Origin of the sequence: Streptomyces sp. KM273126, from assembly GCF_004337435.2 — a bacterium.
GTDB classification, from domain to species: domain Bacteria; phylum Actinomycetota; class Actinomycetes; order Streptomycetales; family Streptomycetaceae; genus Streptomyces; species Streptomyces acidicola.
This window is the reverse complement of record NZ_SJXB02000001.1, coordinates 1,075,937-1,098,150: the sequence shown is the minus strand read 5'-3', so window position 1 is coordinate 1,098,150 and position 22,214 is coordinate 1,075,937. Positions and strand designations below refer to the sequence as shown.

General features: G+C 67.9%; 14 protein-coding genes. 9 read left to right on the top strand and 5 right to left on the bottom strand.

The window, feature by feature from the left end:
* Window positions 1-36: 36 nt before the first annotated feature.
* The 6 genes from E0500_RS04585 (at window position 37) to E0500_RS04560 (ending at window position 10,326) form a co-directional block, all read left to right on the top strand.
* Entirely contained in the window at window positions 37-3,402 is a 3,366-nt protein-coding gene (locus E0500_RS04585) for a LamG-like jellyroll fold domain-containing protein (RefSeq protein WP_309504948.1), read from the top strand.
* A gap of 99 nt (window positions 3,403-3,501) precedes the next feature.
* The gene (locus E0500_RS04580) at window positions 3,502-8,313 is read left to right on the top strand and encodes a polymorphic toxin-type HINT domain-containing protein (RefSeq protein WP_258572615.1); all 4,812 of its coding nucleotides are present in this window, start codon (window positions 3,502-3,504) and stop codon (window positions 8,311-8,313) included.
* Entirely contained in the window at window positions 8,313-8,567 is a 255-nt protein-coding gene (locus tag E0500_RS04575) for a hypothetical protein (RefSeq protein WP_131568071.1), read from the top strand. Before E0500_RS04580 ends, E0500_RS04575 begins: the two co-directional genes overlap by 1 nt.
* Before the next feature lie 227 nt (window positions 8,568-8,794).
* Window positions 8,795-9,130, top strand: coding sequence for a hypothetical protein (locus E0500_RS04570; protein WP_131568073.1), 336 nt, complete (start codon window positions 8,795-8,797; stop codon window positions 9,128-9,130).
* Between the two features lie 550 nt (window positions 9,131-9,680).
* Window positions 9,681-9,824, top strand: coding sequence for a hypothetical protein (locus E0500_RS04565; protein ID WP_165935131.1), 144 nt, complete (start codon window positions 9,681-9,683; stop codon window positions 9,822-9,824).
* Between the two features lie 136 nt (window positions 9,825-9,960).
* Entirely contained in the window at window positions 9,961-10,326 is a 366-nt protein-coding gene (locus tag E0500_RS04560) for a hypothetical protein (RefSeq protein WP_131568074.1), read from the top strand.
* Here E0500_RS04560 and E0500_RS04555 read toward each other — a convergent pair.
* From E0500_RS04555 to E0500_RS04540, 4 genes are all read right to left on the bottom strand, one after another.
* Window positions 10,298-10,522, bottom strand: coding sequence for a DUF397 domain-containing protein (locus E0500_RS04555; RefSeq protein WP_131568076.1), 225 nt, complete (start codon window positions 10,520-10,522; stop codon window positions 10,298-10,300). The genes E0500_RS04560 and E0500_RS04555 overlap by 29 nt on opposite strands.
* Complete coding sequence (locus tag E0500_RS04550) at window positions 10,494-11,333, bottom strand: helix-turn-helix transcriptional regulator (RefSeq protein WP_131568078.1); 840 nt, start codon at window positions 11,331-11,333, stop codon at window positions 10,494-10,496. The genes E0500_RS04555 and E0500_RS04550 overlap by 29 nt, the downstream gene beginning before the upstream one ends.
* A 352-nt stretch (window positions 11,334-11,685) precedes the next feature.
* Complete coding sequence (locus E0500_RS04545) at window positions 11,686-11,874, bottom strand: hypothetical protein (RefSeq protein ID WP_131568082.1); 189 nt, start codon at window positions 11,872-11,874, stop codon at window positions 11,686-11,688.
* Between the two features lie 47 nt (window positions 11,875-11,921).
* Window positions 11,922-13,439 carry an MFS transporter gene (locus E0500_RS04540; protein WP_131568084.1) on the bottom strand — a complete coding sequence of 506 codons (1,518 nt, stop codon included), beginning with the start codon at window positions 13,437-13,439 and terminating at the stop codon, window positions 11,922-11,924.
* Between the two features lie 548 nt (window positions 13,440-13,987).
* Here E0500_RS04540 and E0500_RS04535 point away from each other — a divergent pair.
* The 3 genes from E0500_RS04535 to mfd all read left to right on the top strand — a co-directional run bounded on the left by E0500_RS04535 (window position 13,988) and on the right by mfd (window position 21,451).
* Window positions 13,988-14,776 (top strand): ABC transporter ATP-binding protein, encoded by a 789-nt coding sequence (locus tag E0500_RS04535; protein WP_131568086.1) that lies wholly within the window; start codon window positions 13,988-13,990, stop codon window positions 14,774-14,776.
* The gene (locus E0500_RS04530; protein WP_131568088.1) at window positions 14,773-17,355 is read left to right on the top strand and encodes an ABC transporter permease; all 2,583 of its coding nucleotides are present in this window, start codon (window positions 14,773-14,775) and stop codon (window positions 17,353-17,355) included. The genes E0500_RS04535 and E0500_RS04530 overlap by 4 nt, the downstream gene beginning before the upstream one ends.
* A 565-nt stretch (window positions 17,356-17,920) precedes the next feature.
* Complete coding sequence (gene mfd / locus E0500_RS04525; protein WP_131571980.1) at window positions 17,921-21,451, top strand: transcription-repair coupling factor; 3,531 nt, start codon at window positions 17,921-17,923, stop codon at window positions 21,449-21,451.
* Between the two features lie 98 nt (window positions 21,452-21,549).
* On the opposite strand, the gene E0500_RS04520 is transcribed toward mfd, so the two are convergent.
* Window positions 21,550-22,185 carry a TetR/AcrR family transcriptional regulator gene (locus E0500_RS04520; RefSeq protein WP_131571981.1) on the bottom strand — a complete coding sequence of 212 codons (636 nt, stop codon included), beginning with the start codon at window positions 22,183-22,185 and terminating at the stop codon, window positions 21,550-21,552.
* Window positions 22,186-22,214 lie beyond the last annotated feature (29 nt).

Here is a 22,214-nt window from a genome sequence, read left to right as displayed (position 1 = left end):
TCGAAGAAGGCGGTCGAGTCCGGGAAGTACGTCGAAGTGGACGGTTTGACGTCGGCGACCAGCCGGGTGGTCGCCAATCCGGACGGGACCTTCACGGCCGAGACGACGACGTCACCCGAGCGGGTCCTCAAGGGCGGCGAGTGGACCGCCGTCGACACGACGCTCGTCGCACAGCCGGACGGCAGCCTCGCGCCCCGCGCGGCCGAGGACATCCGGTTCTCCGGCGGTGGTGACAGCGACGTACCGCTGGCCCGGATGGTGACCGGGAGCAGGGAGTACGCGGTGTCCTCGCCGTGGACGCTGCCGAAGCCGGAGATCGACGGCTCGTCGGCTGTGTACCGGTCCGTACTGCCCGACGTGGACCTCGCTGTGCAGGCGCACCCTGACGGGTTCACATACCACTTGGTGGTCCACACGCGTGAGGCCGCCGCCAACCCCGCTTTACGGAAGGTGAGTTTCCCCGTCGAGGCTCGAGGGCTGTCCGTGCGTGCTGACGACTCGGGCGCCGCCGCATTCGTTGACGGCTCGGGGTACGCCGTGATCTCCAGTGGCTCGGCACTTATGTGGGACGCGGGCACTGGCACGAACACGACGAAGGCCGTGGGCGCGGCGACGACGGCCGCCATGAGGTCTGCGTCCTCCGCCGAGGCCGTGGCCGACACCCTCAGTGCCGGTTCCCGATCCCGTACGACTGTCATGAGCACGACTGTCACGGACGACGCTCTCTCCATCGTCCCGGACCAGGACTTCCTTGCCAGCAGTTCCACCGCCTACCCGGTCGTCCTCGACCCACCCGCGGTGAAGGCGACCCTGACGGGCTGGACGACCCTGTGGTCCAACTCGCCCGGTACCAGTTTCTGGAAGACCAAGCACGCACTCGGCGTGGGCTACGACGCGTACGTGGACAACAAGAAGGCGCGCTCGCTCTTCCAGTTCGACACTCGCAGGGTGGCCGGCAAGAAGATCCTGAACGCGACATTCACCGCGTACGAGATCTGGTCGGCGAACTGCGACAAGAAGAACATCGACCTGTACCGCACGAGCCAGATCTCCTCGTCGACGACATGGAGCACCAAGCCGCCGAAGTGGCATGCGAAGGTGGACACCGTCTCGGCCGCCAAGGGCCACTCCTCCTCGTGCCCGGACGGCGATGTCGAGTTCGACGCCACCGCGGCCGTCGCGTACACCGCGAAGGCGAAGGACACGCTCACCACACTCGGCCTGCGCGCCAGTGAGTCCGACCCGATCGCGTGGAAGCAGTTCATGTCCCCGCTCGACCCGGACGCCACCTCCTCGCGCAAGCCCCGGCTTTCGATCACCTACGTGACCCAGCCGAACAGCAAGCCGTCGTCGGTGAAGATGTCCGACCCCAAGGTGTCCTGCTCGGCCTCCTCCTCACCGGCGCTGATCCGCGACACCACACCGCGGCTGACGGCGACGCCGACATCGAGCGACGGCTCCAACGCCTCGCTGCGCCCCAACTTCGAGCTGTACAAGGGCAGCAGTACCACCCCGACCTCGCTGAAGCCGTCCACGTGGACGGACAGCGGCACGGCGGGAACGGCGGTCACGTCGGCCCTGGATCAGAACGTCACCTACAAGTTCCGCGCCCGCACCGAGTACCGGTACACGTGGAAAGGCGACACCCACTCGCTGTTCGGCCCCTGGTCGGGCTACTGCTACTTCAAGGCCGACTCCAACGGCCCGCCCGTACCGAAGGTGTCCTCGACGGTGTACAAGGAGTGCGCGGGCACGACCTGCGACACCGCCGACCCGGCGCTGGGCAGTGTCGGCATGACCGCAGGCTTCAAAGTCGAGGCAGGCGCCAGTGACGTACGCCGCTACGACTGGTGGCTCAACGGAGCCAAGCTCGGCAGCAAGACCTTCACAGCCAACGCCCCGACCTACGAGATCGAGGCGGCCCCCGACAAGCGGCTGACCAACACCCTGCGGGTGCAGACCTTCGACGGGGCGGGCAATCCCAGCGCCCACTACGACTACCTGTTCAAGGTGGCCAAGGGCTCCGATCCGGTGGCGCGCTGGGCGCTCGACGACGGCAACGGGACCACTGCCGCGGACAGTTCAGGCACGGACCGGCCGCTGAAACTGACCTCGTCGTCCTGGACGGACAAGGCCCGGCTGGGCGGTGGCCTGCGCGGTAACGGCAGCAATGTCTCCGGGACGACGGCCGCTGCGGTCCTGGACACCACGAACAGCTTCACCGTCTCCGCCTGGGCACGGCTGACCGCCAAGGACCATGTCTCCACCGTGGTCACCCAGAGCGGCACGCGGGCGGGCGGCTTCCAGATCTACTACTCGCAGTCGTACGACCGCTGGGTCTTCAACCGCTACGCGGCCGACACCGACGACCCGACGATCATCCGTGCATTGTCCAAGAAGCCGCCGGTCGTGGGCGCGTGGACCCATCTGATGGGCGTGTACGACAACAACAAGAAGCAGATCCGCCTCTACGTCAACGGACAGCTCCAGGCGGCGACGGAGTTCACGACGCCCTGGGCGGCGAAGGGGGCCTTCGAGGTCGGCCGGATGAAGGCGGCCGGCGCCTATACGGACTATTTCGAGGGCGTCCTCGACCAGGTCCAGGTATGGAATCGCGTGGTGTTCGAGAACGAGCTGGAGCCGATCGCGAACGCCGAGAACCCGACGACCGGGCGGACCGAGGCCACGTTGCTCGCCAACTGGGCGTTCGACGAGACCTCCGGCACCACCGCGGCGGACGCGACCGGCCGGGGCAACGCACTCCAGCTCCAGACGGGCGCGGCTTTCGCCCCGACGGACGACCCGGCACACGGCAACGTGCTGGAACTCGACGCCGAGCGACTGGGCCGCGCCACATCGCCTGTTTCGCTGGACGAGTCCGGCAGCTACACCCTGGCCGGCTGGGTGAACCTGGCTGCCCAGTCGAAGCTGGAGGACACGACCACGGCGCACTCGCCGACCGTCTTCGCACACCCAGGCGCCGAGCGGAACTCCTTCCGTCTCTGGTACCGCCAGGAGGCGGGCGACTCCATCGGCGACTGGAACTTCGGCCGGTACGAGACGGACGCCCTGGGCGGACCCGCCGCAACGGTCGTATCGGACGAGGTCAACGCCCCCGGCGGCTGGGTACACGTCACCGCTGTCTTCGACTCGGTGAACAAGTCCGTCAAGCTCTATGTCTCGGGACAGAGGCAGGGCGACGAGGACGGCGTTCTCAGTGAGGACACCTTCCAGCCCACCGGTCCTCTGATGGTCGGCGGCGCGCGTCGTCACGACAACGGGGAGTGGGGCAACGCCCTGCCCGGCCAGCTCGACGACCTGCGGGTGTACGCGGGTGTGCTCTCCGAGGAGGAGATCACCCAGCTCGCCACCGTGGACGAGCCGCCGGTTCCAGTCGAGTAACCCGATCGAGTAACCCGCTCACTTCTCTTCCTCAGCGGCGTGCCGGGTCACGAGCCCGGCACGCCCCCACATCTCAGAATCCGGGAGAACCCCCCAGTGTTGTCCAGGAACAGCTCACTGCTGCCCAGAAGATGGGCATGGAGCAGAGCGAGCCGCCGGCGTCTCGCCACCATCGTTCTGCCCGTATCGTCGGCCGTCGTCGCCGGTCTGCTGAGCGCCGCACCGGTGCAGGCAGCCGAGCGGGACCGCGAGCACACGGCCCTGCAGAAGGCCAGATACGGCAAGGCCGAGCCCTTCGACCCCAAGCTCACCAAGGTCCACGACCCGACGGTTGCCGCGGCGAGGGAGACGCTCGCCAAGGCCCGGGCCAAGGTGAATTGGCCGAGCGCGTCGGCGTTGACGGTCGAACTCCCGCAGGGCACAAGGATGGCGGTGAAGGTCTCCGGCCTGCCCATCACGCTCACACAGCCGCGCGCGAAACCTGCCGAGGCTCCCGAGGAAGCCCAGGTCCGCGTCCTCGACCGCAAGGCCACCAGCCGCCTGGGCATCGACGGCCTGGTGTTCACGGTCGCGCGCGCCGACGGTGACCCCGCAGCCGCGAGCCTCGGAACCACCGTCGATTACAGCTCCTTCGCCGACGCCTACAGCGGCAACTGGTCCTCGCGCCTGAGGCTCATACGCCTGCCCGAGTGCGCGCTGACCACGCCCGAGAAGGCGGAGTGCCGCAGGACCACGCCAGTGGCCTCGGAGAACGACGCCGAGAAGGAGACGGTGACCGCGCAGGTCAGCGTCCGCGGGGCACCGATGGTGCTGGCCCTGTCCGCCGCGGCCTCCTCCGACCAGGGCACCTACGAGGCCACTCCACTGGCGGCCTCCTCCACCTGGCAGGCAGGCGGCTCCAACGGGGACTTCACGTGGAACTACCCGCTGGAGACCCCGCCGGCCCCGGCGGGACCGGCTCCCAACCTGTCCATCGGCTACTCCGCGCAGAGCGTGGACGGCCGCACCTCGTCCACCAGTGCGCAGCCGTCGTGGATCGGCGAGGGCTTCGACCTCCCGGTGTCGTACATCGAGCGGGCGTACGGCAGCTGTGCAGACGACGGCCAGGACGAGAAGTACGACCTGTGCTGGAAGGAGGACAACGCCTCCCTCGTCCTCAACGGCAAGTCGACGCCCCTGGTGAAGGGCTCCGACGGCGAGTGGCGCCCCAAGAGCGACGACGGAGAGCGCGTCGTCCGGGGGACCGGTGCCGTCAACGGCGACGACGGAGACACCGGCGAGAACGGCGACAAGGGCGAGTTCTGGACGGTCACCGGGACCGACGGCACCCAGTACGTGTTCGGCAAGGACCGCCTCCCGGGCTGGAGCTCGGGCATGCCCGAGACCAACTCGGTGTGGACGGTCCCGGTCTTCGGCGACGACTCGGGCGAGCCCGGATACTCCTCCGGCGACTCCTTCTCCGGCCGCGCCAAGACGCAGGCCTGGCGGTGGAACCTCGACTACGTCGTGGACCCGCACGGCAACGTCATGACGTACTGGTACACCAAGGAGACCAACCGCTACGCCAAGAACGGCACGACCGGCAACGGCACCGCGTACACGCGCGGCGGCTGGCTCAAGCGCATCGACTACGGCCAGCGCACGGACACGATCTTCTCCACGACCCAGCCGGCCGCGGCCCGGGTGACGTTCACGGTTGCCGAGCGCTGCCTGCCGGTCACCGGCGGCGAGACGTGCGGCTCGCTCACCTCGTCCAACCGCAACGCCTGGCCAGACGTCCCGTTCGACCAGATCTGCAAGGCCGACACGACCTGCACCGACCAGCCCAGCCCGTCCTTCTTCACCCGCAAGCGCCTGACGGACGTCACGACGCAGGTGTACAAGGACGACGACGGCAACACCTGGTCGTACGGCTATGACTTCCTGGGCCGTCGGACCAGCGTGAGCGACCCCGACGCCGGCGCCAGTTCCTCCGATTACAACGATCTCGACCAGGTCGTGGCGGCAACGGACGCCCGTAAGAAGACGATCGGCTTCACTTACGACCTGCTCGGCCGGACGACGGGCAAGCTCGACGGCAGGGTGCCCGTGGTGAACGGCGCTCCCGCTCCCGAGGACTCCAAGTACCTCGCCCGCTGGACGTACGACTCGATCGCCAAGGGACGGCTGACCTCCGCCATCCGCTATGTGGGCGGCAAGTCCGGTGACTTGTACGCCCTGACCAACGCCAAGTACGACAAGCTCTACCGGGTCCTGAACGAGCAGTACACGATCAGCAAGACCGAGGGCGCGCTGGCCGGCACCAACGGCGTGTGGACCATCAACAACGCCTACAACGTCGACGGCACCCTGCAGAAGCGGACCATCCCCGCGATGGGCGGCCTCGGCCAGGAGGTCCTGCAGTACGGCTACACCGAGCAGCGGATGCCGGACACCCTGCGGGGCCTGACGGGCATCGTCCAGAACACGGACTACCTGCCCGCCGGTGAGCAGATCCGCACCACACTGGGCGTCTCGTCGTCCGCGGACTGGACGGAGATCAACCGGAGCTACGAGACCGGCACCAAGCGCCTGGCCCGCCAGAGCGTGGTGTCCGAGACGCACACGGGCACGGACTCGGACGTCTACTACCGCTACGACCTCGCCGGGAACCCGGTCGAGATCGAGGACAAGGCCACCAGTCCCACCGACCGGCAGTGCTTCACCTATGACGGCCACCGCCGTCTGAAGGCCGCCTGGACGGCCACGGCCGACTGCGCCACCGCGCCCGCCAAGGCGAACGTGGGCGGTCCGGGCAAGTACTGGCAGTCGTTCACCTACGACAGTGCGGGCAACCGCAAATCGGCGACCGACCACCTGACCGGCGCCGCCACCTCGTACACGTACAAGACTGCCGACCAGCCCCGCCCGCACGCCCTGGCCTCCACCGAGACCAAGAAGGCGGACGGGTCTGCCGCGGGCCGCACCAGCTACACGTACGACGCCTCGGGCAACACCGACGTCCGTACGATCGGCGGCAAGGCGCAGGACCTCGACTTCAACGCCGAGGGCAGCCTGGAGAAGGTCACCGAGGCCGACAGGACGACCACGCAGTACCTGAACGACGCCGACGGCAACCGGCTCATCCGCCGGGACGCCACCGGCACCACCCTCTACCTGGGCGAGACCGAGCTGCGCCTCGGCAAGGCGAGCGGCAAGGTCGAGGCCACCCGGTACTACACCCACGGCGGCCAGGCCGTCGCGATGCGCACGACCGCGGGACTGACCTGGATCGCCAGTGACCACAACGGCACGGCGAGCGTGCAGGTCGACGCCGCCACCCAGGCGGTCACCCGGCGCCAGATGACCCCGTTCGGCGAGGACCGCGGCCAGGCCGCCACCGCGTGGGTCGGCGAACGGGGCTTCGTCGGCGGCACCGAGGACCCGACCGGCCTCACCCACCTCGGAGCACGCGAGTACGACGCGTCGACCGGGCGCTTCGTCAGCGTCGACCCGGTGGCCGACATCAAGGACCCGCAGCAGATCAACGGCTACGCCTACAGCAACAACAACCCGGTCACCTTCGCCGACCCCGACGGCAGGTTCTTCGACTCCCTCATCGGCCTGATCGTGGCTGTGGCCGTGGTTGTTGTCGCGGTGGTCAACTACCTGAGCACCAGGTCGTCGGGTTCGTACGGCTCCGGCGGTATGAGCAGCCTGGGCACCGGCAACTACGTTCCCAGGGCGGGCAGCGGAGACTGCCCGATCTTCTACACGCAGCGCGGGATATGCGACCAGTGGTCGCCGGAGCCCGCCGACCCGCGTGCCGAAGGTTCCTTCAAGGACTTCCTGGCCGGTGCGGGACACAACCTCGTCGCCGGCGCCGAGGCGATGGCGGAGCTCAGCCCCGGCTGCTGGTTCGAGGACTGCAGCGGCGGGACCGACCTCTACGACAACTTCGTCGAGAAGCACGGGGCCGACACCGGCTCCAAGATGTTCGACTCGGGCGACGACGCGGCCGAGGTGACCGGCCTGGCCACCGGCGTGGGCGGACTCTTCAAGGCGCTGGCGAAGAAGCTGCTGAAGAACAGCGGGAAGAAGGCCGCCAAGGAGGTCGAGGCACCGAAACCCAGTTGCACGAAGTGCTTCCTCGCAGGCACGGACGTACAGATGGCCGACGGTTCGACCAAGGACATCGAGGACGTCGAGGTCGGCGACGAGGTGCTCGCCACCGACCCGGAGACTGGCGAGACCGGCGCCCGCAAGGTCACGCACCTGATCATCACCGAGGACGACAAGCACTTCAACGAGCTGTCGATCGCGACCGACGACGGCATCGAGCAACTGACGGCGACCTACGAGCACCCCTTCTGGTCCCCGTCCCAGCAGGCCTGGATCGAGGCGGGCGACCTCACGGCGGGCATGGCGCTGCTCACCGATGAGGGCGACACGGTCGTTGTCACCGGCAACCGTGCTTACACGGACCGCGCTCGCACGTACAACCTCACGGTTGATGACCTGCACACGTACTATGTGCTGGCGGGCCAGACTCCGGTCCTGGTTCACAATTCCAACTGCCCGCTGACTGGCGGGTTCAAGGTGGGTGTCAGCCCGGACGAGATCGCCGCTATTAACCGAGGTTTCGGTGGGGAGACGTTGTTGAGCGGCTCGCCAGCAAACACCCTGGCTAATGCCAGTCGCTATAACAGCTTCTGGGATAAGTCGGCAGTTGTGATCAGGGATATTGCGGGAAGCCACATGTTCAACAACGGAAATAAGCGAACTGCTCAGGCTACCGTTGAGCAGTTGATGCAACGAAACGGCGTCACGAGCGGCCCCACTTCCGCTGACCTTCGAAGTGTCATTGACAGAGTAGGTAAAGGTCAGCTGCATGACGTCAGTGACATCTCGGCAGCCTTGAGGGGCTATTGATGGGAGCGAAAGAGATGGATATCGAGCAGCTCATGGAGAAGTTGGGCCGCTCTGGCGTCACCGTGATCCTCAAGGTGGATGATGAGAGGATGGCGGAAGGTGGGGAGCCTTGGACGTTGGTAATGTCGGGGCCGGGCCTAGGCGAGCAAGGATTTATCCGTGCCGAATCATCCAGCCTCAGCGACTGCCTGGAACAAGGGTTCACGCGACTGCGTGCCAGGTCCGGCGACTGGGAATGGCTGACTGAAATCTAGTAGTCATCGAAATGAGGCCCTCCCGAGTATTTTCGGGAGGGCCTCATGCCGTTTGACGGCAGCGCTGCGAAGGAGGCGCTGAGGGTGAAGCCGGACGGGACGATCGCGAATGGAAACACTCGGATCAAGGTCCTGCGGGATCGCGGATACGATGTCGACTCCTTGCCTCGGGAGCCCTATGGCAGCAGCCGGCCAATGACGGACGAGGATTTCTGGAACATGGATCAATGAATATTCGAGATCGAGTGCTTGCAGTCCTGGAGTCGGAGTCCAAGGAAGTGTTCCTGCTGGCCTTGGGGCATCGGCTAGGGATATCAGCGCGCTTCATTTTCTCGGAGAGGAGTTCGGATGCACTGCAACAGGCCCGAGCTTGCAACGAGATGATGATCGCTATTTGGTTGCAAGTGTGGGCCATGAAGGATGATGAGGGAGATGGCTACCCGGATTCAGAATTCCTTCCGATCCTGCTAGGAAAGGCTGACGCAGGGAACGCGCGTTCGCATCTTCGCAATGCAATTGAGAGCGCCTTGCTCTCGGTCGGCGGAGATGACCCGATTCCCTAGCTGCGATCTTCGGCAAGAGCCCTACGGTTTCCTGCAAGATTCTAGCGCTCCGGCTGATCTGCCTGTGAATTAAGTGTGCTCCTGAAAGTGTGGGCACTTCGCTGAGTCGCAACCAGCGGAGTGCCCGCCCCCTGCATGCCGGGGTTGGTCTCCGAGCTGCCCGGCAGGCGCGCGGCTCAGTTGTTCTTGTTCGGGCCATTCGCCGGGCTTATGGCGAAGGTGCTGCTTGAAGACTGGCTGAAGTGGGAGACATGGAACAGTCCCAAGTGATGTTCGGAGGGCCCAGCCGTCGCGCCGACCCATTTCCATGCAGAGTGATCGGCGCGACTGGATCCGATATCCCGACACTACTTGGAGCGTGATTATGGGCGTCGATGTCATTCTTGTGCAGGTACGCAGAGATGGGACAAGTCCTAAGCGTCACCATCGGTCGGTTCTGGACAGTGTTCCGGACTACTCCGAAATCTTTGTCAACCTGTGTGAGAACAGTGGTAGGCCGATACTGAGCAGGGTGGGCCGATATGGGTCACTACTGCTGACCTCGATGGACATGCCGCAGTTCATCGCCGAGATCGACGGGTTGCGGAGCGGTGTCGATTCGGCGGAGCAAGCGGCGATCCTGGACGAGATCGGCCGTCTCGCGCATCGGTGCGGCGAGCAGGGAAATCTTGAGCTTCATTTGGAGGGTGACTGACTGTCACTTCAGATCCACCTGTTGTCCGGACGTATGCGGATCGGAGATCCGTTGTCCCCCAACAAGTTCACCTGTATGACCGACGAGGTCGGAAGGAAAGAAGACCGTGAGTTCTCCTGCAAGGGCCGATTCAGCGATGCCTCGACAGGTGCGCGTCGCCCAACTGATGCTGTTCGGGATGGCGTTCGCAGGGCCGCTGATCATCCTCGCGCTGCAGGACGGCCTGACGTCCTTCGGCCTGGGGGACCTGATGGCGCCGTGGATCCTGGTCTGGGTGTGTGCGCTGCTCGCCCTGAGATACGGCGGTGGTGCGCGCAACGGAGTCCGGCTCACGACCATCGTGGTGCTGGTGTTCGTCCTCTTCGGGGCGTTCAACGACGTGTTCGGCGCGGCGGCGCCCGGAGAGTTCGTGGACGCCGCGCTGCGTATCGTGGCCGGGCTGCCCGTGATCGTCCTGCTGTTCCTGCCGGAAGCTACGGCCTGGTTCGACCGAGAGAAGTGACGAACGCCTGCCAGGCCGGTGCCGGGAAGACGAGGGCCGGCCCGCTGGGGTTCTTGCTGTCTCGGACGGGGAGGTGGGTAGGGAGGGCGGCGTCGGTGACTTCGAGGCAGGAGCCGCCGCTGCCGCCGCTGTAGCTGGACTTACGCCAGGCGTTCAGCGCCGAGGCGTCAGGGATGGTGTGCTCGCTGCGCTTCATGCTCGTAATCCTCCGCGACGGACCTGAGTAGGTCCAGGGATTTGCCGTGCGACAAGGCGTCGCCCAGTGCGTGATCGTAGATCTCCTGGCATTCCCGCACCACGGCCGGGAGTTCCAGGATGCGCCCGCTGTTCACGCCCTCCGCGTACGCGATAGGCGGCAACTCCTCGAACCGCATCAGCGAGAGGAAGCCCTCCAGGAGAGTGTGCGCGCCCGCCGAAAAGGGAAGCACGTGCACTCGGATGCGGCGGCTTTCCCCCAACTCCACGATGTGACGTAGTTGTGCGCACATCACGGCAGGCCCGCCGATCATCCGCCGTAGTACCGCTTCGTCGAGGAGTACGCAGACCTCCGGTGAGTGGAAGTCGTCCAGAATGCGGGCCCGTTCGAGGCGCGTGGTGAGGAGATTGTCGCGTTCCTCGGCGCTCTTGCGCGGATAGCTGGAGCTGAGCACCTCGTAGGCGTACGCGTGCGTCTGCAGGATGCCCGGCACCAGGGTGTGGGCGTACTCCTTGATGATTGTCGCCCGGCCCTCGAACTCCAGCGCCTCCTTGAAGTGTTCCGCCACCTTCTTGCCGTCCAGCGCCGGCAGGAACCGCTCGAAGAACCCATCCGCCCCCAGTACCTGATCCAACCGCCGCGCATCCTCCACATCCGGCCGTCGCCGCCCCGCCTCAATATGCGCGATGTGCGTGCGCGACATCACGGCACGCTGGCTCAGCTCCTCCTGCGTGAGCCCCGCCGCCTCCCGACGCCGCTTCAGCTCCTGGCCGTACTGCTCCCGAGTTCGCGGATTGTCCTCGATCGCCACGTAGGCAACTCCCCTCCGTGCGGACCCCGTTGTCACGCTCAGCTACCTTCCGAGCGTATCCATGATGACGTCACTCTGTGAGTGCAAAAGCACAGAAAGTGAAGGTCGTGGTCGTGGAGCAGCAGGAAGAAGGCCTCATCGGGGCGCACATCACACTGCGGGTCTCCCGCGACGGCGGGCGTACCTGGGGACCGAGAGTGACGTATCTGCCGTCGCGCAAGGACGCGCCGATCGAGTCGGCCGGGCGCTTCCCGCCCTGCGAATGCCCCAGGTGCGGCGGGGAGGACGGGAAGGGCAGGAAGGGCAGGAAGGACGGGAAGGGCAGGAAGGGGAGGAAGGCAGACAGGCCCGTCTAGCCGTCCGAGTCCGAGCCCTGTTTCCGTCCCGTACGCCCCGAGCGGCGCACCATCTCACCCGCCGCCAGGGTTACGGCGGCCACCGCGCGCACCCAGCGGGGGCCGCCGCGCGCCGCCCACACGACGCATACGCAGCCCGCGAGGACGAGCAGGACGACGCAGGACAGGAGTACGAGCATGGTCATGCCTCTTGTTCTGTTGTGGCTCGCCTGTTGTGGTCCGCGTCATCCTCTCAGTCCTTGAGTATGGGGAAACGGCGGGGTGCCAGCAGGAGCAGGGCCAGGAACGCCAGCGCCGCCGCCCCCGCCGCACCCAGGTAGACCGCGTGGACCGCGTCCGCCACCGCTCGCCGTACGTGCTCCGAGGCGGCGCCCGAGTCGAGGGCGCGGGTCACCGCGTCGAGGTCGCCGGTGCCGCCGAGGCGGGATGCCAGCACTCCGTTGGCGACGGCCCCGAAGGCCGCCGCGCCCAGTGTCTGGCCCGTCTGGCGGCAGAAGAGGATCGAGGCCGTGGCGGTGCCGCGTTCTGCCCAGCCGACCGTGGACTGGACACCCACGAGCAGCGGGAGTTGGAAGAGGCCGAGCGCGGCGCCGAGCAGGAGCATGAGCAGGGTCGGCTGCCAGGGTTCGCCCGGGTACGGCAGCAGCGGGAAGGCGGCCAGGATCAGCGTCGCCGTGCCGATGCCCAGCATCGCCGTGTTGCGGAAGCCGATCCTGCGGTACACGTGCTGGCTCAGCGCCGCCGATACCGGCCAGCTCAGTGTCCAGACGGACAGGACGAAGCCGGCGGCTATCGGGGCCAGGCCCAGCACCGACTGTGCGTAGGTCGGGAGGAAGACGGTCGGGGCCACCATCACGAACCCCAGCGAGCCCAGGGCGAGATTCACCGCCGCGATCGTACGGCGTCGCCACACCCAGCCGGGGAGGATCGGCTCCGCGGCCCGGCGTTCGATGACCACCAGGGCCACGACCAGGGCAAGTCCCGTACCCAGCAGGGTGAGGGAGGGCCAGGACAGCCACGGCCACGCCACCCCTCCCTGCACCACCGCCATCAGCAGAGCGCCCCCGCAGATGAACACCGTCAGGGCGCCCGCCCAGTCGGTACGGGGGCGGGGGCCGCCCTTCTGCCGCTGCGACTCGTGAAGGTGGCGGGCCAGGAGCCAGAGGGCCACCGCGCCGAGCGGCAGGTTGATGAGGAAGATCCACCGCCAGTCGGCGTAGGCCGCGAGGACCCCGCCGAGGGCCGGGCCCGCGACGGCCGAGATCGCCCACACAGTGGAGATCCTGGCCGAGATCTTCGGGCGCTCCTCCAGCGGGTAGAGGTCGGCGGCGAGCGTCTGCACCGTGCCCTGGAGGGCGCCGCCGCCCAGGCCCTGCACGATGCGGAACGCGATGAGGGCCGCCATGTTCCAGGCGAGGGCGCAGAGCAGGGAGCCGAGGAGGAAGACGGCGGTTCCGACGATCAGTACCGGTTTGCGGCCGAAGGTGTCGGAGAGCTTGCCGTAGACGGGGAGCGTGACCGTGACCGCCAGCAGGTAGCCCGAGAACAACCAGGAGAAGACGGAGAAGCCACCGAGGTCGCCGACGATCTGGGGGACGGCGGTCGACACGATCGTGGTGTCCAGCGCGGCCAGGCTCATGACCAGCATGAGCGCGGCGACGACGGCTCCGCGTCGGTCGGTTCCGGTGTGCTGTGCGGTGTCGGGTATCGCGGGTTTCGTCTCGCCCACCGGAGTCCTTTCCCTATGCATCTATCGGCCGGGCACAGCTTGCCACTTGACCCTCACGTAGCGGGAGGGTGGAAGCTGGGCGGACCGGTGGGTGGACCGCTGGGCGGACCGCTGGGTGGACCGGTCGGCGGACCGAACCCTGAGATGCGCTCCATCCATCGGGGGAGATCCCCTAGGGGTACCTCCGTACTACGGCCGGGGGGCGGTTCGTACCGCCGGAGGACGAGACGGGGCAGGGGGCGTCCTTAACCTGGCTTTACGTCGCTGGGGAGCGGTCGGGGCGTACGGGGGTCGTACGGACCGCAGGTTCGGGGGTGGGGTTTTCCTCAGGACGAGACGGGGTCCGGCACCAGCGCGCCGGACCCTCCTCGGAGGCCAGACTCATCGGCGTACCGCACGCCGGACGCCGGCCGTACACCGAACACCGGTCGTACGCCGGGGCGGGCGAACCGCACATCGGCACGTCGCTTTCATCGGCACGTGGCTTTCAGCAGCACATCAGCACATCAGCACCACTTCGCTCACAGCAGCGCTCGTTTCGATCTGCTGGCAGATATAGGAGACATACCGTGACATCGGCTGTGACCATCACCAGGCACGGGGGTACTGGAGGGACTACGGCCGTTGCCGCGCGGGCGCGGCAGGTCGTGAAGGCGTACGGGTCCGGTGAGACCCGTGTCGTCGCCCTCGATCACGTCGACGTGGACATCGCTCGCGGTCAGTTCACCGCGATCATGGGCCCCTCGGGGTCCGGCAAGTCCACGTTGATGCACTGCCTCGCCGGACTGGACACCGTGAGCAGCGGTCAGATTTATCTGGACGAGACCGAGATCACCGGCCTCAAGGACAAGAAGCTCACGAAGCTGCGCCGGGACCGGATCGGGTTCATCTTCCAGGCGTTCAACCTGCTGCCCACGCTGAACGCGCTGGAGAACATCACGCTGCCCATGGACATCGCGGGCCGCAAGCCGGACAAGGCGTGGCTGGGGCGGGTCGTGGACACTGTCGGGCTCGCAGACCGGCTCAAGCACCGGCCGACCCAGCTCTCCGGCGGCCAGCAGCAGCGCGTCGCCGTGGCCCGCGCCCTGGCGGCCCGGCCCGAGATCATCTTCGGTGACGAGCCGACCGGGAACCTGGACTCGCGGGCCGGCGCCGAGGTGCTGGGCTTCCTGCGGCGGTCCGTCGACGAACTCGGGCAGACCATCGTCATGGTCACGCACGACCCGGTGGCCGCCTCGCACGCGGACCGTGTGCTGTACCTCGCCGACGGCCGGATCGTCGACGAGATGTATCAGCCGACCGCCGACACCGTGCTCGACCGCATGAAGGACTTCGACGCCCGGGGGCGCACGTCATGACCGTCATGAAGACCTCCATGCGCAACTTCTTCGCGCACAAGGGACGCATGGCGCTCTCCGCCGTCGCCGTCCTGCTGTCGGTGGCCTTCGTCACGGGGACGCTGGTCTTCACCGACACCATGTCCACCACCTTCGACAAGCTCTTCGCGGCCACCGCGTCCGACGTCACGGTCAGCGCCAAGGACGCCTCGGACACCGGTGAGACCCAGTCCGACAACGGCAGGCCGCCGGTCATGCCCGCGTCCGTGCTGGGCGAGGTGCGGGGGGCGGACGGCGTGAAGTCGGCCGAGGGCACGGTGTTCTCGACGTCGGTGACCGTCGTCGACGGTGACAAGGACAGCCTCTCGCCGACGAGCGGGGCCCCGACCATCGTCGGCAACTGGAACGCCAACGACGCCCGGACCATGAAGATCTCCTCCGGGCAGGCACCGCGCGGGCCGGAGCAGATCATGGTCGACGCGGACACCGCCGACAAGCACCAGCTGAAGCTCGGCGACGAGATCGGCGTCATCACGGCCGTCGGCACGCACCGGGCGAAGATCTCCGGCATCGCCGAGTTCCAGGTCACCAACCCCGGTGCCGCGATCTTCTACCTGGACACGAAGACCGCCCAGGAGTCCCTGCTCGGTGAGAAGGGCGTCTACACCAACGTCAACGTCACCGCGGCCTCCGGCTTCAGCGACGCCCAGCTGAAGAAGAACGTCACCGCGGCGCTGGACGGCGGCTACCAGGTGCAGACGGCCAAGGAGGTCGCGGACGCCAACGCCAAGGACGTCGGCGAGTTCATGGGCGTGATGAAGTACGCCATGCTCGGCTTCGCCGGGATCGCGTTCCTCGTCGGCATCTTCCTGATCATCAACACCTTCTCGATGCTGGTCGCGCAGCGGACCCGTGAGATCGGCCTGATGCGGGCCATCGGCTCCTCGCGCCGGCAGGTCAACCGGTCCGTGCTCGTCGAGGCACTGCTGCTCGGTGTCTTCGGTTCGGTCCTCGGTGTCGGCGCGGGCGTGGGCCTGGCCATCGGCCTGATGAAGCTCATGAGCGCCACGGGCATGAACCTGTCCACCGACGACCTCACCATCGCCTGGACCACCCCGGTGGTCGGTCTGCTGCTCGGCATCGTGGTCACCGTGCTCGCCGCGTACCTGCCCGCGCGACGGGCCGGCAAGGTCTCCCCGATGGCCGCGCTGCGTGACTCCGGCGCGCCGGCGGACGCCAGGTCCGGTGTCGTACGGGCCGTGCTGGGTCTCGTGCTGACGGGTGCGGGGGGTTACGGCCTGTATCTCGCGTCCCAGGCGGACAAGGCGAGCGAGGGCTCGATGTGGCTGGGCGGCGGTGTGGTGCTGTCGCTGATCGGCTTCGTCGTGATCGGTCCGGTGCTCGCGGGCGCCGTGGTGCGGGTGCTGGGCGCCGTGGTGCTGCGGATCTTCGGCCCGGTCGGACGGATGGCCGAGCGCAACGCGCTGCGGAACCCGCGCCGTACGGGTGCGACCGGCGCCGCCCTCATGATCGGGCTGGCCCTGGTGGCGTGCCTGTCCGTGGTGGGCTCCTCGATGGTGGCCTCGGCGACGGACCAGCTGGACAAGACGGTCGGTACGGACTTCATCATCCAGTCGGACAGCGGCCAGCTGATCACGCCGCAGGCCGTGCGGGCGGCGAAGTCCGCCAAGGACCTGACCGGGGTCACCGAGTACAAGTGGACCCGGGCCGACTTCACGACGCCCGACGGCAAGACGCTCAAGGACACCGCGATCACGGCCGCGGACCCGTCGTACGCGACGGACCTGCGCACCGAGACGGTCGCCGGGAACCTCAAGGACGCCTACACACCGGACTCGATGTCCGTCCACGAGAAGTTCGCCAAGGACCACGGCATCAAGCTCGGCTCCACGATCACGGTGGCGTTCAAGGACGGGCGAGCCCCGGCCCGGCTGACGGTCCGCGCGATCACCAGCAGTGACGTGGTCATCGACGCGGGCGCGATGTACACGTCCATCGACACGATGGCCAAGTACGTCCCGGCCGACAGGATGCCGCTCGACCAGCTGCTCTTCGCCTCGGCGAAGGACGGGCAGGAGACGGCCGCGTACACGTCGCTCAAGGCCGCGCTGGACGACTATCCGCAGTACACGGTCCGCGACCAGACCGACTACAAGGAAGCCCTCAAGGGTCAGATCGACCAGCTCCTGAACATGATCTACGGCCTGCTGGCCCTGGCGATCATCGTCGCGGTCCTGGGTGTCGTGAACACGCTGGCCCTGTCGGTGGTGGAGCGCACCCGTGAGATCGGCCTGATGCGCGCGATCGGTCTCTCACGCCGCCAGCTGCGGCGCATGATCCGCCTGGAGTCGGTGGTGATCGCCCTCTTCGGCGCCCTGCTGGGCCTCGGTCTGGGCATGGGCTGGGGCGCGACGGCCCAGCAGCTCCTCGCCCTGGAGGGCCTGAAGGTCCTGGACATCCCGTGGCCGACGATCACGGCGGTGTTCCTGGGGTCCGCGTTCGTGGGGCTCTTCGCGGCGCTGGTTCCGGCGTTCCGGGCGGGTCGGATGAACGTGCTGAACGCCATTGCTACGGAGTAGCTGTCGCCGGCTTCCGTGAACGGGGGGAACGGGAGGAACGGGAGGAACGGGGGAAACGGGGGGAACGGGTTACGGGGGAGGGCTCGGCGCCGGGAGTGGGAGTGACCCACTCTCCGGCGCCGGGCTTCTGTGTTTCGTCTGCGGCTCGTGGGGGTGCGCGTGGCCTGGGGTTCGTCGTGGGTCGGGGGCGCGCCGGGAGGTGCCGGTGCATGGGCGGTGCGGTGGGGGTGCGCTCGGGGGCTCGGGTGCGCCCGCGTTTTTAGGGGCGCGGGGCTGCGTTGGATATGCGGCTCCGCCGCGTGGGCGCGACCAGCCACGATGAACCCGCAGCCGACAACACACAGAACCCGGCAGACGCGACCCGAACCGGGGTCTGGGGCGCAGCCCCATGGACGGTGCCCTCGCCTCCGAGCACGTCACCAAGGAGCAGCCACCCACTGCACCCCGCCCGAGCAAGCGCAGCGTCGTCGTACTCTGGACACCCCCGGCCCGTGAGACGTGTCGGGCCCTTCGCGTTGCGCCCTTTCTCTGATTTCTCCAGTTTTCTCCGGGATGGAAGCCCTTCATGAGCCTGCACGGTCTGCTCGACGTCGTCGTCAAGGACACGGCCCTCGCGGAAGCGATCACGGCAGCCACCGACGGCAACCGCATGCACGTCGACCTGGTGGGACCACCCGCGGCCCGCCCCTTCGCGGTGGCCTCGCTGGCCCGGGGCGCCGGCAGGCCCGTACTCGCCGTGACGGCGACCGGCCGCGAGGCCGAGGACCTGGCGGCCGCGCTACGGTCGCTGCTGCCGCCGGACCGCGTCGTGGAGTACCCGTCCTGGGAGACCCTCCCGCACGAGCGGCTGAGCCCGCGCAGCGACACCGTGGGGCGGCGCCTCGCCGTACTGCGGCGCCTCGCCCACCCGAGCCCCGACGACCCCGAGACCGGCCCGGTCTCCGTGGTCGTGGCCCCGGTGCGCTCCGTGCTCCAGCCTCAGGTCAAGGGCCTCGGGGACCTGGAGCCGGTCGCTCTGCGGACGGGGCAGACCGCCGACCTGAACAACATCGTGGACGCGCTCGCGGCAGCCGCCTACTCCCGGGTCGAGCTCGTCGAGAAGCGCGGCGAGTTCGCCGTGCGCGGCGGAATCCTCGACGTGTTCCCGCCCACCGAGGAACACCCCCTGCGTATCGAGTTCTGGGGCGACGACGTCGAGGAGATCCGGTACTTCAAGGTCGCCGACCAGAGGTCGCTGGAGGTCGCCGAACACGGCCTGTGGGCGCCGCCCTGCCGTGAACTGCTGCTGACGGACGACGTACGCACGCGCGCGCGTGCCCTCGCCGAGCAGCACCCGGAGCTGGGAGAGCTGCTGGGCAAGATCGCCGAGGGCATCGCCGTGGAGGGCATGGAGTCGCTCGCGCCCGTCCTCGTCGACGACATGGAGCTGCTGCTGGACGTCCTGCCCAAGGGCGCCATGGCCGTCGTGTGCGACCCGGAGCGGGTACGGACGCGGGCCGCCGACCTGGTGGCCACCAGCCAGGAGTTCCTCCAGGCGTCCTGGGCCGCGACGGCGGGCGGAGGCGAGGCCCCCATCGATGTCGACGCGGCCTCCCTGTGGTCCATCGCCGACGTCCGGGACCGGGCCCGCGAGCTGGACATGATGTGGTGGTCGGTGTCCCCGTTCGCCGCCGACGAGGAGCTGGACGCTGACACGCTGAAGCTGGGCATGCACGCCCCCGAGACGTACCGCGGCGACACCGCGAAGGCGCTCGCCGACACCAAGGGGTGGCTCGCCGACGGCTGGCGCGCGGTCTTCGTGACGGAGGCGCACGGCCCGGCCGCCCGTACGGTCGAGGTGCTCGGCGGCGAGGGCATCGCGGCCCGGCTGGACGCGGACCTCGCCGAGATCAGCCCGTCCGTGGTGCACGTGGCCTGCGGGTCGATCGACTACGGCTTCGTGGATCCGCAGCTGAAGCTGGCCGTGCTGACGGAGACCGACCTGTCCGGCCAGAAGGCCGCCGGCAAGGACGGCGCCCGTATGCCGGCCCGCCGCCGCAAGACCATCGACCCGCTGACCCTGGAGTCCGGCGACTACATCGTGCACGAGCAGCACGGCGTCGGCCGGTACATCGAGATGGTCCAGCGGACCGTACAGGGCGCCACTCGTGAGTACCTGGTCGTGGAGTACGCCCCGGCCAAGCGCGGCCAGCCGGGCGACCGCCTCTACATCCCCACCGACCAGCTGGAGCAGATCACCAAGTACGTCGGCGGGGAGGCGCCCACACTGCACCGGCTCGGCGGCGCCGACTGGACGAAGACCAAGGCGCGTGCCAAGAAGGCCGTCAAGGAGATCGCGGCGGACCTCATCAAGCTGTACAGCGCGCGCATGGCGGCCCCCGGACATGCCTTCGGGGGCGACACGCCCTGGCAGCGCGAGCTGGAGGACGCCTTCCCGTACGCCGAGACCCCCGACCAGCTGACGACGATCGCCGAGGTCAAGGAGGACATGGAGAAGTCGGTCCCCATGGACCGGCTCATCTGCGGCGACGTCGGCTACGGCAAGACCGAGATCGCCGTGCGCGCCGCCTTCAAGGCCGTCCAGGACGGCAAGCAGGTCGCCGTGCTCGTACCGACGACCCTGCTGGTGCAGCAGCACTTCGGGACGTTCAGCGAGCGGTACTCGCAGTTCCCCGTGAACGTACGGGCGCTGTCCCGCTTCCAGACGGACACGCAGGCCAAGGGGGTCCTGGAGGGCCTGCGGGAGGGGTCGGTCGACATCGTCATCGGCACGCACCGGCTGTTCTCGGCCGAGACCCGGTTCAAGGACCTCGGGCTGGTCATCGTCGACGAGGAGCAGCGGTTCGGCGTCGAGCACAAGGAACAGCTGAAGAAGCTGCGGGCGAACGTGGACGTGCTGACCATGTCCGCGACACCCATCCCCCGAACGCTGGAGATGGCGGTGACGGGCATCCGCGAGATGTCCACGATCACCACGCCTCCCGAGGAGCGCCACCCGGTCCTGACCTTCGTCGGCCCGTACGAGGAGAAGCAGATCGGCGCGGCCATCCGCAGGGAACTGCTGCGCGAGGGCCAGGTCTTCTACATCCACAACCGGGTCGAGTCGATCGACCGGGCGGCGGCGAGGCTGCGCGAGATCGTCCCCGAGGCGCGCATCGCGACGGCTCACGGCCAGATGTCGGAGCAGGTGCTGGAGCAGGTGGTCGTCGACTTCTGGGAGAAGAAGTTCGACGTGCTCGTCTCCACGACCATCGTCGAGTCCGGTATCGACATCTCGAACGCGAACACGCTGATCGTGGAGCGCGGCGACAACTTCGGCCTCTCCCAGCTGCACCAGCTGCGCGGGCGGGTCGGACGAGGCCGTGAGCGCGGGTACGCGTACTTCCTCTACCCGCCGGAGAAGCCGCTGACGGAGACGGCGCACGAGCGGCTCGCCACCATCGCCCAGCACACCGAGATGGGCGCGGGCATGTACGTGGCGATGAAGGACCTGGAGATCCGGGGCGCGGGCAACCTGCTCGGTGGCGAGCAGTCCGGGCACATCGCGGGTGTCGGCTTCGACCTGTACGTACGGATGGTGGGCGAGGCCGTCGCCGACTACCGCGCCTCGCTGGAGGGCGGTGTGGAGGAGGAGCCGCCGCTGGAGGTCAAGATCGAGCTCCCGGTCGACGCCCACGTCCCGCACGACTACGCCCCCGGCGAGCGGCTGCGCCTCCAGGCGTACCGTGCGATCGCCTCGGTGAACACCGAGGAGGACATCAAGGCCGTACGCGAGGAACTCGTCGACCGCTACGGCAAGTTGCCCGAGCCGGTGGAGAACCTGCTGCTCGTGGCGGGTCTGCGGATGCTCGCGCGCGCGTGCGGCGTCGGCGAGATCGTGCTCCAGGGCAACAACATCCGGTTCGCGCCCGTGGAGTTGAGGGAGTCCCAGGAGCTGCGCGTCAAGCGTCTCTACCCGGGCGTCGTCATCAAGCCCGCCGTCCACCAGATCCTGGTACCCCGCCCGAAGACGGCCAAGGTGGGCGGCAAGCCGCTGGTCGGGCGGGAGTTGCTGGGGTGGACCGGGGAGTTCCTGGCGTCGATTCTGGGGTCGTAAGAGTCGTAAGAGTCGTAAGAGTCGTAAGAGTCGTAAGGGTCATACGGGCCACACGGGTCGTACGAGTCGTAATGGCTGTACGAGTTGTAAGAGCGGCTTCAGGTGGTGCGCGGGAGCAGCATCATCGGGAGGGCCCGGAACACCTCTTCGGGGTCCTCGCCGTCCAGGAGGTTGTCCAGGTTGTCGCTGAGGAGGAGCGTGGCGAAGCCGTGGGCGAGGGACCAGACGGTTGCGCGGGCGAGGCGGGTGTCGGAGTCCGCGTCGGTGTCGCTCCCCTCGGTGCCGCTGCCCTCGGTGTTGCCGTTGCCGGGCGTGGTGGTCGAGACGGTGTCGTGGAGAGCGGCTGTCGAGAGGGCGCGGGCCGTGGTCAGTTCGATGTCGCTCTCCCGCAGCAGCTCCGGCGTGAACATCACCTGGAAGTGCGCGGGGTGCTCGCGCGCGAAGCGCACGTAGCGCACGCCCGCGTCCCGTAGGTCGGTCGCCTCCCTGGTCGCTGCCGCCAGCAGTTCGAACCCCTCCGCCGCGATCGCCGTGAGCAGGCCCGTGCGGTCCTTGAAGTGATGGGCCGGCGCCGCGTGCGAGACGCCTGCGCGGCGTGCCAGGTCGCGCAGACTCAGTGCCGAGGGGCCGTCGGCGGCGATGACGTCGAGAGCGGCACACAGGATCGCACGGCGGAGGTCGCCGTGGTGGTACGGGGCTTTGGCCGTGCTCGTCACGGGGATCAGCGTACGCATCGAATCTAGGCATTGACAAGTTCGGCGGG

Coding starts and splice junctions, on each gene's coding strand:
- E0500_RS04575 (WP_131568071.1), top strand. CDS start 8,313: ATGGGAGCGAAAGAGATGGATATCGAGCAGCTCATGGAGAAGTTGGGC.
- E0500_RS04570 (WP_131568073.1), top strand. CDS start 8,795: ATGAATATTCGAGATCGAGTGCTTGCAGTCCTGGAGTCGGAGTCCAAG.
- E0500_RS04565 (WP_165935131.1), top strand. CDS start 9,681: ATGCCGCAGTTCATCGCCGAGATCGACGGGTTGCGGAGCGGTGTCGAT.
- E0500_RS04560 (WP_131568074.1), top strand. CDS start 9,961: ATGCCTCGACAGGTGCGCGTCGCCCAACTGATGCTGTTCGGGATGGCG.
- E0500_RS04555 (WP_131568076.1), bottom strand. CDS start 10,522: ATGAAGCGCAGCGAGCACACCATCCCTGACGCCTCGGCGCTGAACGCC.
- E0500_RS04545 (WP_131568082.1), bottom strand. CDS start 11,874: ATGACCATGCTCGTACTCCTGTCCTGCGTCGTCCTGCTCGTCCTCGCG.
- E0500_RS04540 (WP_131568084.1), bottom strand. CDS start 13,439: ATGCATAGGGAAAGGACTCCGGTGGGCGAGACGAAACCCGCGATACCC.
- E0500_RS04530 (WP_131568088.1), top strand. CDS start 14,773: ATGACCGTCATGAAGACCTCCATGCGCAACTTCTTCGCGCACAAGGGA.
- mfd (WP_131571980.1), top strand. CDS start 17,921: ATGAGCCTGCACGGTCTGCTCGACGTCGTCGTCAAGGACACGGCCCTC.
- E0500_RS04520 (WP_131571981.1), bottom strand. CDS start 22,185: ATGCGTACGCTGATCCCCGTGACGAGCACGGCCAAAGCCCCGTACCAC.